This window comes from Kitasatospora sp. NPDC059577 (assembly GCF_042735475.1).
Classification (GTDB): domain Bacteria; phylum Actinomycetota; class Actinomycetes; order Streptomycetales; family Streptomycetaceae; genus Kitasatospora.
Window position 1 is genome coordinate 83,896 of the sequence record NZ_JBHWBZ010000017.1, and the last position, 15,311, is coordinate 99,206.

12 protein-coding genes and 1 pseudogene are annotated in these 15,311 nt (G+C 73.5%); 10 read left to right on the forward strand and 3 right to left on the reverse strand.

Annotated elements, in window-relative coordinates:
• Positions 1–122: 122 nt before the first annotated feature.
• A pseudogene (locus ACFV0O_RS16345) lies at positions 123–581 on the forward strand (ATP-binding protein); the annotation flags it as partial.
• 52 nt (positions 582–633) lie between these two features.
• On the opposite strand, the gene ACFV0O_RS16350 reads toward ACFV0O_RS16345, so the two are convergent.
• The 3 genes from ACFV0O_RS16350 to ACFV0O_RS16360 form a co-directional block, all read right to left on the reverse strand.
• Positions 634–2,097, reverse strand: coding sequence for an MFS transporter (locus ACFV0O_RS16350; RefSeq protein ID WP_380341755.1), 1,464 nt, complete (start codon positions 2,095–2,097; stop codon positions 634–636).
• A gap of 88 nt (positions 2,098–2,185) precedes the next feature.
• Positions 2,186–2,761, reverse strand: a complete 576-nt coding sequence (locus ACFV0O_RS16355; protein ID WP_380341758.1) for a TetR/AcrR family transcriptional regulator — start codon at positions 2,759–2,761, stop codon at positions 2,186–2,188.
• Between the two features lie 778 nt (positions 2,762–3,539).
• Positions 3,540–3,941, reverse strand: coding sequence for a hypothetical protein (locus tag ACFV0O_RS16360; RefSeq protein ID WP_380341761.1), 402 nt, complete (start codon positions 3,939–3,941; stop codon positions 3,540–3,542).
• A 464-nt stretch (positions 3,942–4,405) separates the two neighbouring features.
• Here ACFV0O_RS16360 and ACFV0O_RS16365 point away from each other — a divergent pair, with 464 nt between their 5' ends.
• The 9 genes from ACFV0O_RS16365 to ACFV0O_RS16405 all read left to right on the forward strand — a co-directional run bounded on the left by ACFV0O_RS16365 (position 4,406) and on the right by ACFV0O_RS16405 (position 15,108).
• Positions 4,406–4,879: a LuxR C-terminal-related transcriptional regulator gene (locus tag ACFV0O_RS16365; protein WP_380341764.1), complete on the forward strand. Its 474-nt coding sequence runs from the start codon at positions 4,406–4,408 to the stop codon at positions 4,877–4,879.
• Between the two features lie 405 nt (positions 4,880–5,284).
• Entirely contained in the window at positions 5,285–7,036 is a 1,752-nt protein-coding gene (locus ACFV0O_RS16370) for an LCP family protein (RefSeq protein ID WP_380341767.1), read from the forward strand.
• 170 nt (positions 7,037–7,206) lie between these two features.
• Positions 7,207–7,761 (forward strand): SRPBCC domain-containing protein, encoded by a 555-nt coding sequence (locus ACFV0O_RS16375; protein WP_380341770.1) that lies wholly within the window; start codon positions 7,207–7,209, stop codon positions 7,759–7,761.
• A 283-nt stretch (positions 7,762–8,044) separates the two neighbouring features.
• On the forward strand, positions 8,045–8,845 hold the full coding sequence (locus ACFV0O_RS16380; RefSeq protein ID WP_380341773.1) for a VOC family protein: 801 nt from the start codon (positions 8,045–8,047) through the stop codon (positions 8,843–8,845).
• Positions 8,846–8,941: 96 nt separating this feature from the next.
• Entirely contained in the window at positions 8,942–9,688 is a 747-nt protein-coding gene (locus tag ACFV0O_RS16385) for an HAD family hydrolase (protein ID WP_380341776.1), read from the forward strand.
• Between the two features lie 99 nt (positions 9,689–9,787).
• The gene (locus ACFV0O_RS16390) at positions 9,788–12,193 is read left to right on the forward strand and encodes a glycoside hydrolase family 65 protein (RefSeq protein ID WP_380341779.1); all 2,406 of its coding nucleotides are present in this window, start codon (positions 9,788–9,790) and stop codon (positions 12,191–12,193) included.
• A 202-nt stretch (positions 12,194–12,395) separates the two neighbouring features.
• Positions 12,396–14,129, forward strand: coding sequence for a pyruvate dehydrogenase (locus ACFV0O_RS16395; RefSeq protein ID WP_380341781.1), 1,734 nt, complete (start codon positions 12,396–12,398; stop codon positions 14,127–14,129).
• A gap of 122 nt (positions 14,130–14,251) precedes the next feature.
• Complete coding sequence (locus tag ACFV0O_RS16400) at positions 14,252–14,887, forward strand: XRE family transcriptional regulator (RefSeq protein ID WP_360257748.1); 636 nt, start codon at positions 14,252–14,254, stop codon at positions 14,885–14,887.
• Between the two features lie 32 nt (positions 14,888–14,919).
• Positions 14,920–15,108 (forward strand): DUF6126 family protein, encoded by a 189-nt coding sequence (locus tag ACFV0O_RS16405; RefSeq protein WP_360257746.1) that lies wholly within the window; start codon positions 14,920–14,922, stop codon positions 15,106–15,108.
• Positions 15,109–15,311 lie beyond the last annotated feature (203 nt).

Below are 15,311 nucleotides of genomic sequence, written 5' to 3' on the forward strand. Positions count from 1 at the left end.
TCGTCGCACACTCCTTCTCGGCGGGGTGGGGGGGGGGGGGGGGGGGGGGGGGGCCCCACAACCCCCCCCGGGGGGGGGGGGGGGGGGGGGGGGCGGGGGTGGGGGCCGGGCCCCCCCCCCCCCTCCTCCACCTGTTCGCCGAACTGCTGGAGAACGGCACGGTGTTCTCCAGCCCGCACACCGTCGTCCAGGCCACCGGCCGGGCGCTGCCGGACGGCTGCGTCCTGGTCGAGATCCACGACCTCGGTATCGGTGTCCATTCCGACGACTGCGCCGAGATCAACGAGCGACTCGCCGACCCGCCGCCGTTGGACGCCTCGGTGCCCGGCCGCATGGGCCTCTTCGTGATCAGCCGGCTCGCCTTCCGCCATGACGTCCGGGTCCGGCTGAAGCCGAACGCCCGCGGCGGGACCACGGCCTCGGTGACGCTTCCGGCCGCACTGGTGCGGCCGTCCACCGGTGACACCCCCTCGGGCGGCGCCGTACGGTCGCCCGACACCGGGGGGTCCGTCGCCTGGCCGTCCGTCCCCGCCTGGCGTTCCGAGCCCGCCGCCTGGCTCCCGTGGCCCGAGCGGGACTGACGGGGGCGTGCCCCGGGCCGGTGCCCGGGTCGGTGCCCCGGACAGGACCTGGCTAGCTGTCCGTGGCGAGGGCGGGGACGCGGGGAGCCGGTGCCGGGTCCGCGCCGGTGGCCGTGGCCGCCGCTGCGGTGGCGCGGGACAGCCGGAGCGTGAGGGCGATCACGGCGAGGACGGCGGCGAGGGCGAGCCAGGTGGCGGCGGCCGCGGCGGTGGCGGGGGTGTGGTGGTCGAGGACGGCGAAGTAGGTGCCGCCGAGGGCGGCGACACCGGTGACGGCGGCGAACTGCTGGGTGGTGGAGAGGGTGCCGGAGGCGGTGCCGGCCCGCTCGGGGGCGATGCCGGCCATCGGGGCACCGATCAGGGAGGGGAGGACGAGGCCGTTGCCGATGCCCATCAGGCCCATGGTGGCCAGCAGCCAGGGGAGGGCGTGCCGGGCGCCGTCGGTCTGCAGGGCGAGCGCGGTCAGCAGCAGGCTCAGGGCGGTGATCGCCCCGCCGGCGACCGGGACGCGGAGCCCGTGGCGGGGCAGCAGGCGCCTGCCGGTCAGCGAGGAGGCCATGGCGAGGACGGCCATGGGCGTGAAGACCAGTCCGGAGCGCAGCGGGCTGTAGCCGAAGCCGGTCTGCACGGTGAGGCTGAGGACGAAGACGAAGCCGGCGAAGAAGGCCATGAAGGCGGCGTTGACGGCCAGGCCGGTCCGGAAGACCCGGCTGCGGAGCAGGTCCGGGTCGAGCACCGGCTGGCCGCCGCGGGCGGCGAGGCGGCGCTCCCACCGCAGGGTGGCCAGGAGGGCGGGGACGGCGGCGGCGAGCATCGCCCAGGCCCAGAGCGGCCAGCCGGCCTCGCGGCCGAGGACGAGCGGGACGAGGGCCAGGGCCAGCGAGCCGGAGACGGCGAGCATGCCGATGCCGTCCAGGGCGGGGCGGCGGCCGGTGGTGGTGCGCGGCAGGACGGCGGTGGCGGCGGCGAGGACGACCAGGCCGACCGGGAGGTTGATCAGGAAGACGGCGCGCCAGCCGAGGCCGAGGGGGTCGCCGTCGAGGAGCACCCCGCCGAGCAGCTGACCGCAGACGCCGCTGAGTCCGCCGGTGACGCCGAACCAGGCCAGGGCGCGGGGCCGGCCCGGGGAGGGGACGGCGGTGGTGATCAGGGCGAGCACCTGGGGCACCATCGCGGCGGCGGTGAGGCCCTGGAGCAGTCGGGCGAGCACCAGTTGGGTGGGGGACTGGGCCAGTCCGCACAGGCCGGAGGCCACGGTGAAGGCGGCCATGCCGGACAGGAACATCCGTCGGTGGCCGAGGATGTCGCCGAGCCGGCCGCCGAGGACGAGCCCGGTGGCGTAGCTGAACACGTAGCCGGCCACGACCAGTTCCAGCGCGGCCTGGCCGGCGCCGAGGTCGGTGCGGATGGCGGGCAGGGCGACGTTCACGACGTTGCCGTCGAAGCCGTACATGAAGAAGGCCGCCAGGATGACGGGCAGGAGCGGCGGGCGGGGGACGCGGGGCAGGACGGGCATGGGGTGGGGCCTCCGACGGGAGAAGTTATTGGTGAAACTGCCAAAAACTTGGGCGCGAAAAAGGGCTGCAGGTGCGGGGAGGCGGAACTCAGGGCCGCAGGTCGTCGACGACCGCGTCGATGGTCGCGTGCAGCGACTCGGGGTCGAAGCCGGCCTTGGCCTGGAGCAGCAGGCCGTGGAAGGTGGCCATCACCTGGCGGGCGAGCACCTGGGGGGCCCGGTCGGAGCGGATCTCGCCGCGGAGCCGGCCGGCGTCGACGGCCTCCGTCAGCCGGGTTTCCAGTGGGATGAAGGCCTGTCGGGCCAGATCGGCCAACTCGGGCTCGCGGAGCGCGAGTTCGGTGACGGTGTTGACCGCGAGGCAGCCGCGGTGGTCGGTCGCGGTCCGGTCGACCCCGGTGCGCAGCAGCTGTCGGATCCGCTCCAGCGGTGGCAGGTCGTCGGGCATGGTGCGGTCGCCGGCGGCGCCGCCCTCCCGGTAGTGGCGCAGGGCCAGTTCGAACAGCTGTCGCTTGCCGCCGAAAGCGTTGTACAGGCTGCCGCGCAGCATGCCGGTGCTCTCGGCCAGGTCGTCGGTCGAGGTCGCGGTGTAGCCCTTGGTCCAGAAGGTGTTCATGGCCGCGTCGATCGCGGCCTCGGTGTCGAACTTCCTCGGTCGTGCCATGGTGGCATCGTGCCAGTTGTTGTCACCTCTGTCAAAAACTCCGTCGGGTGGACACCCCGCCCGCCAGCGAGGGGGCCCGCTGTGCTGTGCCCGGGGCCCGCTGCGTTGTGCCCGGGGCCCGCTGCGCATGCGTACGCGAGGGTCCGGTGGCGTGCGTAAACGGGGATTTCAGTATGTACCGGGTCTCGGCGGGCGTGGTCGAATGACCGGGTAGTCGCTGGCGCCGGGGGCAGGCGGCCGGCCCTGGGCGGGGTGCGGGAAATCCCCTCGCGAGTGGGCCGGAATTACCTCGTCCTGACAGAACCTGGCAGACCGAGGAAAAAGACGTAACCGTGGCCGAGCATCTCCTTCCCGCCTATCTCACGCCGCCGGGGCCGGGTGCGGTCTTCTCGGTGCGGCACGACCAGAACGTCGCGCTGTGGCGCCGGGACGGCGCGGACGTCGAACTGGTGCGGGTGTGGGAACGGGAGCGGGTCGGCGGGCAGAAGCACCACTTCTGGCCGCTGTACACCGAGGGCCGGGCCGAGGCCTTCCTGTCGGCGCTGCTGGCGGAGGAGGGGCTCACCCTCGATGACGTGACGGCGACCTGGGGCACGCCGGGGCTGCCGAAGGCACAGTCGGTGCCCAAGCCCGCCGGGGCCGAGGAGTTTCCGCTGCACAGCCTGGCGCACCTGTTCAGCGGGGTGCTGCGGGACGTCCCGCTGTTCCGCGACGGGCAGATCATCGGTCTCGCGATCGACGCGCTGCCCGAGTACGCGCAGGAGAGCCGTCCGAACACCTACTGGTACGCCGGCTGCGTGGTGAAGCAGGGGCGGATCACCTTCGAGCCGGTGGAGTCCCCCGGGCCGCTGTACACCGCCGCCGAGACGGTCTTCGGCCTGGAGCCCGGCTCGCTGATGGCGCTGGCCTCCGCCTCCGCCACGGCGATCGAGTTCGACGTCGAGGCCGCGATCGCGGACGTCACCTTCTTCGGCGGCGCCGCGACCCAGCCCTGGAAGGCCGCGCACGACCTGGTCCGCGCGGTGGTGGCCGCCGCCGACGAGCAACTGGCCGGCGCCGAGCCGGACGACTCGCTCAGCCGTGAGGACCATCTGCGCAGCGCGGTGATGAAGGTCGTCCAGCGCTGCTGCGAGGGCGTCGCGCTCCGCAACGTGGAGCGGCTGCTGGAGGTCGGCGGCATCCGCGCCGAGGACACCCACCTGTCGACCAGCGGCGGCTACGCGCTCAACTGCCCCACCAACACGCTGCTGATGAACCGGTTCGGCTTCAAGAGCCTGGTCACCCCGCCGTGCGCCGACGACTCCGGCCAGGGCATCGGCCTCGGCCTGCTCGGCCTGCTCGGCCTGTACGGGGCCGGTGCGCTGGAGCGGTCCGGACTGCGGATCGTCTCGCCGAACTATGGCCGGGACGTGCTGGACGTCGAGGAGGCGCTGGCCGAGTTCGCGCCGTGGATCGCCTCGGTGACGGACTTCGAGCCGGACCGGTTCGTCGCCGACGTCTCGGACGGCGTGATCGCCTGGGTGGACGGCCGGTCCGGGCGCGCCGGACGGCGCCGGCGGGTCCGAACGGCGCCGGGCCCAGTCCGCGGCCTCGCTCCAGGCCAGCCGCCCGGGCAACGAGGAACTGCTCGCCCGCGGCGTCGCGATGCGGACGGTCTACCTGGACAGCGTCTGCAAGGACCGGGCCACCGTGCGGCACGCCGAGTGGCTGACCGGGCTGGGCTGCGCGGTGCGGACGGTGCCCGCGCTGCCGCTGCGCATGATGGTCATCGACCGGCGGGTCGCCCTCGTCCCGATCGACCCGGCCAACACCCGCAAGGGCGCGGTGCAGATCTCCTCGCCCGGCGTGATCACCGCCCTGCTCTCCCTGTTCGAGCAGACCTGGGCCGACGCGACCCCCTTCGGCGCCCCGCGCGAGCGCGACGAGCAGGGGCTGACCCGCCAGGAGCAGGAGCTGCTCCGCCTGCTCGGCCAGGGCTACACCGACGAGGCGGCGGGCAAGCACCTCGGCCTCTCCCTGCGCACGGTGCGCCGGATGATGGCCGACCTCATGGACCGCCTGGGCGCCCGCAGCCGCTTCGAGGCCGGTCTGCCGGCCGGCCGCCGCGGCTGGCTCTGAGGCCGCCGCCGGCCGGGTCCGGGCGTCGCTCCGGCTCATGGGCCTGCCGTCCGTGGGCTCCCGGGCCCGCCGTCCGTCCGGCTCCGCGGGCCGTCCGTCCGGCTCCGCCTCCGGCCGCCCAAGGCGTTCGGCCCCGCGCCGCTCCGGGCGGGACCGCCGGAGTGGCGTAAGTCACGCCGGAATAGGGTGGTTTCGGGTGTTCTGCCTGGTGGATGCTCGGGTGCCGAAGGGTTTGCCTGCCCACCGGAGGTCCGTGACCGTGTCGGGCCTAAATATGATCGGAAGCCACGATCGTCGGTTGTGCCGACGGTCGTATGTGCAACCTGGGAACGGTTGGGGCCGTCTCTCTGTGTGCGGTGCGCCAGATCGTCCGGGGCGTCGCTTCCGTCGGTGAAAGGTACGCGCATGTCAGGTCAGTGGGGCGAGGGCCCGGCTCGGAGCGAGGACGAGTCCGGTGCGCTCACGACCGAGGGCACCGGGAGTGGCGGCGCCGTGCCGTCCCCGCGCTCCGGCGGACGGGCCGAGGCCCGCCGTGCCGCTGCCCAGAGCAAGGGCGGCCGCGGCGGCGACAAGGCGGACTCCGGGCCCGGCGGCCGGGCGGCAGCGCGCAAGAACGCCAAACCGAAGAAGAACGTGAAGAAGATCGTCGCCTGGTCGGCGGCGGGCGTGCTGGTGCTGATCGCCGGCGCGGGCGGCGCGATCTACTTCAAGCTGAACGCCAACATCAAGTCCTTCGACGCCGACGCGATAGCCGGCGACCGCCCGCCCGAGGCCAAGGCCGACGCCGACGGCAACAAGCCGGTCAACATCCTGCTGATCGGGTCCGACAGCCGTGGCAAGAACAACGCCGACCTCGGCGGCGGCGAGGACGGCGGCGCCCGCTCGGACACCACGATCCTGCTGCACGTCTACGCCGACCACAAGCACGCCGTGGGCATCTCGATCCCGCGCAACACGATGGTCCAGCTGCCGTCCTGCAAGCTGCCCAACGGCAAGTGGACCAAGGGCGGCAACACCGACCTGTTCAACGCGGCCTTCTCGACCGGCGGCAGCGACGACGGGAACCCGGCCTGCACCCAGAACACCGTGGAGAAGGTGACCGGCATCCGGGTCGACCACACCATGGTGGTCGACTTCAACGGCTTCGCCGCGATGACCAAGGCCGTCAACGGCGTCGACATCTGCCTCCCGCAGGCGATCTACGAGGGGGACATCAACCCCAACCTGCATAAGAAGGGCGCGCTCGTCCTCCCGCAGGGCAAGCAGACCGTGGACGGCCAGAAGGCGCTCGACTACGTGCGCCTGCGCCACGGCATCGGCGACGGCTCCGACATCGGCCGGATGAAGCGCCAGCAGGCCTTCATGAGCTCCCTCATCAGCAAGATCAAGAAGGACGGTCTGAGCCCCACCAACCTGCTGCCGCTCGCCGACGCCGCCACCAAGTCGCTGACCGTCGACCCGGGCCTGGACTCCGCCGACAAGCTGCTCTCCTTCGGCCTGTCGCTGAAGAACATCGACATGCACGACCTCAAGTTCGTGACGGCGCCCTGGCGTTACCGCACCCAGGACTCCAACATCGACCTGATCCAGCCGGACGCCAACAAGCTCTGGGAGACCCTCAAGGCCGACCAGACCATCGACGGCCAGAACGCCACCGGCCAGCAGCCGGACGGCGGTGGCAGCGGCACCAGCCCCGCCCCGCAGCAGCCCTCCGCCCCGGCCGCCCCGGTCGGGGACGCCTCCAACGCCGCGATCAAGGTGGCGGTCTACAACGGGACCACCGTCAACGGCCTCGCCGGCAAGGGCACCGAGCAGCTCAAGGCCGCCAAGTTCGGCGCCACCACGGCCGGCCAGGCGGCGAGCACCAAGTACAAGGCCACCACGATCGAGTACGGCTCCGGGCAGAAGGCGAACGCCGAGAAGATCGCCGCGCTGTTCCCCGGCGCCGAGCTCGCCTCCGGCAGCTCCCGGGGCATCTCGGTGATCGTCGGCCAGGACTTCGCGGCGGCCACCGGCCTCGGCACGCCCTCCGGGACGGCCGGCGCCACCCCGGGCGTCCAGACGCCCCCGCAGCCGCTGCCCACCACCGTCACCAACGACGCCCGCTCGGCGGACGACGACATCTGCGCCAACACCACGTACGGCAGCGGCGGCTGACCGCACCCACCGGACAGCGGGGACGACCCCCGGGCCGGCGCCCCTCCGGGCGCGTGGGCCCGGGGGTCGTGCCATGGTGGGTCCGTGGCCGGTGCGCGGACCCCGCCGACCGGCCCCGGGGCCCGCGCGGCTCCGGGAGGGGACCGGCACGGCAGCGAAAGGCGGACCCCATGCCCGAGATCGCCCTGCAGTTCGACATCGCCGCGCCCCGGGCCGTCGTCCTCGCCGCGCTCACCACGCACGACGGGCTGACCGCCTGGTGGACCACCGCCGTGGACCGGGAGGCCGACGTCCTGCTGTTCGACTTCCCCGACATCCCCGAGCCGTTCCGGCTGCGCGTGGAGCGGGCCGACCAGGACCGGGTGGTGTGGACCAACGCCGGGGCCTTCCCGCCGCACTGGGCCGGCACCTGGATCAGCTGGGACCTCGCCGCCCGGCCCGGCGCCTCCGCCCGGCCCGGCGCCTCCGCCCGGCCCGGCCCCTCCCGGCTCGGACAGGCCGAGCACCCCGACGCGTCCGAGCGGCCGGGACAGGCCGAACAGTCGGGCGCGTCCGACCACACCCGGCTGCTGTTCCGGCACGGCGGCTGGCAGCCGGGCAGCGAGGAGGGCCTCCCGGCGGTGGCCGGCACCTGGGCCGAACTGCTGGTCCGGCTCAAGGACTACGCGCAGAGCGGCAAGGTCCAGCCGTACTTCGTCACCGCCCTGCGCCACGACGCCCCGTAGGCCGCCCCGCGCAGTCGCTTCGTGCAGTCGCTTCGTGCAGCCGCTCCCGCTTCGTGCACCCGCCCCGTGGAGCCGCCCGCGAAGGCGGCCCGCCCCGGGCACGGGCACCCGTCGGCGCCGTCCGGTGGCGGGATCGCGCCGACGGGCCGAAGGTGGCGGTGTACCGCCGCGGCACCGGCCGGGCCGGACCCCGCCCGCCCCCGACGGCCGGACCGCCCGTTCCCACCGCCCCCGGCCCCGCCCCCACGACCGCCGGTCATCACCGCCTCCGGGAGGCCCCGCAATGCCCGTAGTCACCGATCCGTACCAGCCCGGCACCCCCTGCTGGATCGACCTGATGGCGAGCGACCAGCAGGCCGCGCTGGACTTCTACCGTGACCTCTTCGGCTGGCAGGGCGAGGTCGGCCCGGCCGAGTTCGGCGGCTACGCCGTGTGCACGCTCAACGACCGGCCGGTCGCCGGGATCATGGGACAGGTCGTGCCCGAGGGCCAGCCGGCGCCGCCCGTCGCCTGGACCACCTACCTCGCGTCGGACGACGCCGACGAGAGCGACCGCGCGATCACCGCGGCCGGCGGCACCATCCTCTACGAGCCGATGGACGTCGGCACGATCGGCCGGATGCTGGTCGCCGCCGACCCCACCGGGGCGGTGTTCGGCGTCTGGCAGGCCATGGACTTCATCGGCGCGGGCGTCGTCAACGAACCCGGCGCGCTGGTCTGGAACGAACTCAACACCGCCGACACCGACGCGGCCGGCCGCTTCTACCAGCCGGCGCTCGGGCTGCGCCCGGCCACCATCCAGGGCATGGACGGCTACTTCTCGTTCAACGTCGCCGACCGCACGGTGGGCGGCATGCAGGCCATCCCCGGATACCTGGCGCCGGGCACCCCCTCGCACTGGATGAGCTACTTCTCGGTGGACGACACCGACTCCACGGTCGACGCCCTGGTCAAGGCGGGCGGCTCGGTGGTCCAGCCGCCGTTCGACATGCAGGCCGGCCGGATGGCCGTGGTCCGGGATCCGCAGGGCGCCGTCTTCGCGGTCATCCAGGCCCCCGACGCCCAGATGCCCGACTCCCCGTAGCGGCCCCGGCACGGCCGGAAACCGGAAGCCGCCCCTCCCGCGACGCGCCGCCGGGAAATGGGCGGCTTCCCCCCGTTCCCGGGTAAGACTGCACCCATGCTGGGGCTACCGGACGACATCCGCGCTTTCCTCTTCGACCTCGACGGGGTGCTCACCCAGACCGCGAAGGTGCACGCCGCGGCCTGGAAGGACACCTTCGACGCCTTCCTGCGCGCCGAAGCCGCCCGCACCGGCGGGCCGTTCGTCCCCTTCGACGCCGTCATCGACTACGACACCTACGTGGACGGCCGCCCGCGCCTCGACGGCACCCGGGCGTTCCTGCGCAGCCGGGCCGTCGAACTGCCCGAGGGCACCCCCGACGACCCGCCCAACTCCCGTACCGTCCAAGGAGTCAGCCGGGCCAAGAACGACACCGTGCTGCGGATGATCCGCGAACAGGGCGTCCAGCCCTACGAGGGCTCGGTCGCCTACGTGCACCGGCTGCGCGCCGCCGGACTGCCCAGCGCGGTGGTCTCCTCCAGCGCCAACTGCCGCGACGTGCTGCGGGCGGCGGGCATCGAGGACCTGTTCGACGTGATCGTCGACGGCAACGTCGCCAAGGCCGAGGGCCTGCCCGGCAAGCCCGCCCCCGACACCTACCTGTACGCCGCCCGCACACTCGGCGTCGAACCCGCGCACGCCGCGGTCTTCGAGGACGCGCTCGCCGGCGTCGCCTCCGGCAGGGCCGGGGGCTTCGGCGCGGTGGTCGGGGTCAACCGCACCGGCCAGGCCGCCGAACTGCACCGCGACGGCGCCACCGTGGTCGTCGACGACCTTTCCGAGCTCCTGGGAGAGCAGACATGACCGAGCGCGGCGAGGTGGGCGCATGAGCGAGCGCAGCGAGGGAGTCATCGTGGGGTGCGTGTGGGCGAATGCCCCTGCCGAGCGGAGCGAGGTGGGCGCATGAGTCCGTCGGACAACTTCACGATCGACCCCTGGCAGATCACCGAGCAGGGCCTGGACCTGGCCGCGCTGGCCCGCGCCGAGTCCGTCTTCGCGCTCTCCAACGGGCACATCGGGCTGCGTGCCAACCTGGACGAGGGCGAGCCGCACGGCCTGCCCGGCACCTACCTGAACGGCGTCTTCGAGCTGCGCCCGCTGCCGTACGGTGAGGGCGGCTACGGCTACCCGGAGTCCAGTCAGAGCGTCATCAACGTGACCAACGGCAAGATCATCCGACTGTTGGTGGACGACGAGCCCTTCGACCTGCGCTACGGCGAACTCGTCAGCCACAAGCGCTGGTTGGACTTCCGTGAGGGTCTGCTGCACCGGGAGGCCGAATGGACGTCCCCGGCCGGGCGGACCATCCGGGTGCGTTCCTCCCGACTGGTCTCGCTCACCCAGCGCGCCGTCGCCGCCGTCGAGTACAGCGTCGAGGCGGTGGACGGTCCGGTGCGGATCGTGCTGCAGTCCGAGCTGGTCGCCAACGAGCAGCTGCCGGGCGGCCCCGAGGGCGACCCGCGCGCCGCGGCCGTCCTGGAGGCGCCGCTGCAGCCGGAGGTGCACCACGCGGGCGGCACCAAGGCCGTCCTGGTGCACCGCACCCGGTACAGCGGCATCCGGGTCGCGGCCGGCATGGACCACGTCATCGAGGGTCCGGAGAAGTCCGACACCGTCGCCGAGGCGGAGGCTGACCACTGCCGGATCAGTGTCACCACCGTGCTGGAGCCCGGACAGCGGCTGCGGCTGGCCAAGTTCATGGCCTACGGCTGGTCCGCCACCCGCTCGCTGCCCGCGGTCCGGGACCAGGTGGAGGCCGCGCTGACCGCCGCCCGGTACACCGGCTGGGACGGGCTGGTCGCCGAACAGGCCCAGTTCCTGCGGGAGTTCTGGGCGACCAGCGACATCGAGGTGGAGGGCGACGTCGAACTCCAGCAGGCCGTCCGGTTCGCCGTCTTCCACGTCCTGCAGGCCGGCGCCCGCAGCGAGGAGCGGGCCATCCCCGCCAAGGGGCTGACCGGCCCCGGCTACGACGGCCACAGCTTCTGGGACACCGAGACCTTCGTCCTGCCGGTGCTCACCTACTGCCTGCCCGGCGCCGTCAACCAGGCCCTGCGCTGGCGGCACAGCACGCTCCCGCTGGCCCGCGAGCGGGCGGCCCAACTCGGCCTGTCCGGAGCGGTGTTCCCGTGGCGGACGATCCGCGGCGAGGAGTGCTCCGGGTACTGGCCGGCCGGGACGGCGGCCTTCCACATCGGCGCCGACATCGCCGCCGCGGTCGCCCGCTACGTCCGGGCCACCGCGGACGACGAGTTCGAGCGCGAGTACGGCCTCGAACTCCTCGTGGAGACCGCCCGGATGTGGCGTTCGCTCGGCCACCACGACGTCGCCGGGAAGTTCCGGATCGAGGGTGTCACCGGGCCCGACGAGTACAGCGCGATCGCCGACAACAACGTCTTCACCAACCTGATGGCGCAGTCGAACCTGCGGGCCGCCGCCGAGGCCGCCGTCCGCCACCCGGCCGAGGCCGCCGCCCTCGGCGTCGACACCGAGGAGACCGCCGCCTGGCGGGACGCGGCCGCCGCGATGTTCATCCCGTACGACGAGGACCTCGGCGTCCACCCGCAGGCCGACGGCTTCACCGACCACCAGGTCTGGGACTTCGAGAACACCCCGCCCGAGAAGTACCCGCTGCTGCTGCACTTCCCCTACTTCGACCTGTACCGCAAGCAGGTGGTCAAGCAGGCCGACCTGGTGCTCGCCATGCAGGTCCGCGGCGACGCCTTCACCGACGAACAGAAGGCCCGCAACTTCGCCTACTACGAGCGGCTGACCGTCCGTGACTCCTCGCTCTCCGCCTGCACCCAGGCGGTCATCGCCGCCGAGGTCGGCCAGCTCGACCTCGCGTACGACTACACCGCCGAAGCCGCCCTGATGGACCTGCACGACCTCGGCGGCAACACCCGCGACGGCCTGCACATGGCGTCGCTCGCCGGGGCCTGCATCGCCCTGGTGGCCGGTTTCGGCGGGCTGCGCGACCACAGCGAGACGCTGTCCTTCCGCCCCCGGCTGCCGTCCGGCCTGATGGGGCTGAGCTTCTCGCTGCTGGTGCGCGGACACCTGCTCGGCGTCCGGATCACCCACGATTCGACGACGTACACGCTGCGCCGCGGCGAGATCATCCACCTGCGGCACGACGGCGAGGCGGTCCAGGTCAAGGCCGGTGCGCCGGTCACGCTGCCCACCACCGCCCCGCCCGCCCAGGAGCGCTTCGCCCAGCCCCCGGGCCGCGAACCCGCCCGCCGGCACGCGCAGGCGGGCCTTGCCGCGGGCAAGCTCGGCCAGCAGGACCACCTCGCGGCAGAGTAGTGGCCGGGTGCGGGCCCGCACCGGCCGTGGCGCGGGCCCGCACCCGTACCGGCGCCGTGCCCTCACCCGTCCGGCCCACCCGCACACCCCACCCGTGCCCTCACCCACCCGTGCCCTCACCCGTCCGGCCCACCCCGGCTGCGCCGCTCCCCGCCCCCGTCGGAGGGTGCAGGTGTCCCGTGGCGACCGGAGGAGGGCACCCGTGGCGAGCGTGGCCGAACAGATGGTGGAGGTGCTCCGGCAGGCCGGGGTCGAACGGGTCTACGGCGTCGTCGGCGACAGCCTCAACCCCGTCGTCGACGCGATCCGCCGGGCCGAGGGCATCGGCTGGGTGCACGTGCGCAACGAGGAGGCCGGCGCCTTCGCGGCCGCCGCCGAGGCCGAACTCACCGGCCGGCTCGCCGTCTGCGCCGGCTCCTGCGGCCCCGGCAACACCCACCTCGTCCAGGGCCTCTACGACGCCCAGCGCAGCGGCCTGCCCGTCCTCGCCCTGGCCTCGCACATCCCGTCCGACCAGATCGGCACCGGCTTCTTCCAGGAGACCCACCCCGAGCGGGTGTTCACCGACTGCAGCAACTGGTGCGAGATGCTCTCCACCCCCGCCCAGCTGCCCCGGCTGCTGCGGATCGCCGTCCAGCACGCCCTCGGTTCGCACGGCGTCTCGGTGCTCGCCTTCCCCGGGGACGTCGCCGCCTTGCCCGCCGCCGGGCCCACCGGCACCAGCCACTTCCTCACCGAACAGGCCGTCGCCGCACCGCCGTGGTCCCAGGTGCAGGAACTGGCCCGGCTGCTCAACGCGGCCCGCAAGGTCGTGCTGTTCTGCGGCGCAGGGGTGCGCGGTGCGCACGCCGAGGTGATGGAGGCGGCGCAGGCCCTGAACGCGCCGGTCGGCCACTCCCTGCGCGGCAAGGAGTGGATCCAGTACGACAACCCGTACGACGTGGGGATGAGCGGCCTGCTCGGCTACGGCGCATGCCACGAGGCGCTGCACTCCGCCGACCTGGTGCTGCTGCTCGGCACCGACTTCCCGTACGACTCCTTCCTGCCGCAGCTGCACACCGTCCAGGTCGACCACGACGCCACCCGGCTCGGCCGCCGCACCGCGCTCGACCTGGCCGTCCACGGCGACGTCGCCGCCACCCTGCGGGCCGTCCTGCCGCTGCTCGACGCCAAACCCGACCGGGCCTTCCTCGACGGCATGCTGCGCAAGCACTGCCGCGCCCTGGAGGACGTCGTCGGCGTCTACACCCGCGACATCGAGAAGCACCTGCCGATCCACCCCGAGTACGTCGCCGCCGTCCTCGACGACGTCGCCGCCCAGGACGCGGTGTTCACCGTCGACACCGGCATGAACAACGTCTGGGCCGCCCGCTACCTGCAGCCCAACGGCCACCGCCGGGTGATCGGCTCCTTCCTCCACGGCTCGATGGCCAACGCCCTCCCGCACGCCATCGGCGCCCAGCTCGCCAACCCCGGCCGCCAGGTGATCGCGATGGCCGGCGACGGCGGCATCGCCATGCTCCTCGGGGAACTGCTCACGGTCGCCAAGCACCGGCTGCCGGTGAAGACCGTCGTCTTCAACAACGGCGCACTCGGCATGATCAAGCTGGAGATGCTGGTCTCCGGCTACCCGGAGGCGGAGATCGACAACGGGGACGTGGACTACGCGGGGATCGCCCGGGCCATGGGGATCCCGGCCAAGCGGGTCACCGAACCGGCCCGGGTACGGGAGGTGCTCACCGAGGCCCTGGAACGGCCGGGTCCCGCCCTGGTGGACGTGGTCACCGACCCCAACGCGCTGTCCATCCCGCCGCACATCACCGCCGCCCAGCTGAAGGGCTTCGCGCTGGCGGCCGGGCGGACCGTGCTCTCGGGTGGCGTCGGCCGCATGATCGACCTGGCGCGGAGCAACCTGCGGAACATCCCGCGGCCGTGAGACCCGTGGTCGTGACCGCCGCGGCCGTGGGGCGCGCGACCGGGCCGCCGGGGCCCGTCCCACCCCCTTGCCTCTGAGGCAAAATTCTTGCCACTGCGGCACGCCGGGTGTCCACTGGACACATGACCAGCAGCTCCACCGGCGCCCCCGCCGCAGGCGACCGGCTCGACGACCAGGAGGTCGTCGGCCTCGCCGCCCGCCTCCGCGAGCACCGGCTCAGCAGCCGCCTCACCCTGGAGGTCGCCGCCGGACGGGTCGGACTCTCCCCAGCGTATCTGTCCCGGCTGGAGACCGGCAGGCGGCAGCCCTCGCTGCCCGTCCTGCTCGGCCTCGCCCGCGCGTACGGCACCTCGGTGTCCGGCCTGCTCGGCGAGACCGCGGCCGAACCGGACCCGGTGGTCCGCGGCGGCGCCATCGAGCCCGGCCGGGCCGGAGGCTGGGGCTACCGCCGGGCCGGCGCCCCCGGGCGCGCCATGCAGGCCCTGCGGGTACACGTCCCGCCGGGCGTGCAGGACGCGGTCGTCCGGGTCCACCCGGGCGAGGAGTGGCTGTACATCCTGCGCGGCGAACTCCGGCTCACCCTCGGCGACCAGGTCCACCGCCTCGGCGTGGGCGACTCCGCCCACTACGACTCGCTCACCCCGCACTGCATCGCCGCCGAATCCGACACCGGCGTCGAGCTGCTCTTCGTCCACACCCTGCTGCAGAGCCCCGGCGGCGAACTCTGCCTCGGCGGCGGCCCCGCCGCCACCCACTGATCTGCCGTCAGAACACCCTGGAGGAGATCCCCATGGCCGACCCCGCCACCACCGTCAGCCCGGCCGGTGCCGCCGACACCGCCACCGGCCCGAAGACCATGGACGCCGGCAAGTGGGCCAACAAGCGGGTCTACCTCCGGCTGGTCATCTACACCGCCGGCATCCACGCCTTCGCCGGCTTCATCATGCTGCTGTTCGAACTCGGCAGCCGCAACAAGTAGTCGGCCCCGCCTTCCGCCCGCCTCCACCCCCGAAGGAGGCGGGCGGAACCCTTCCCGGCCACCCGCGCTCCGCACGCCCGTCCCGCCGGTGCCCACCAAGCCTCCGCGCAGCGGTTCGCGGCGGGTCCTCCCCGGCCCGGCCGCCAAGCGTTGCGCAGCGGTTTCACGGTGGGCTCGCGCCGTCCCGCTCCTCTGCACCCGTC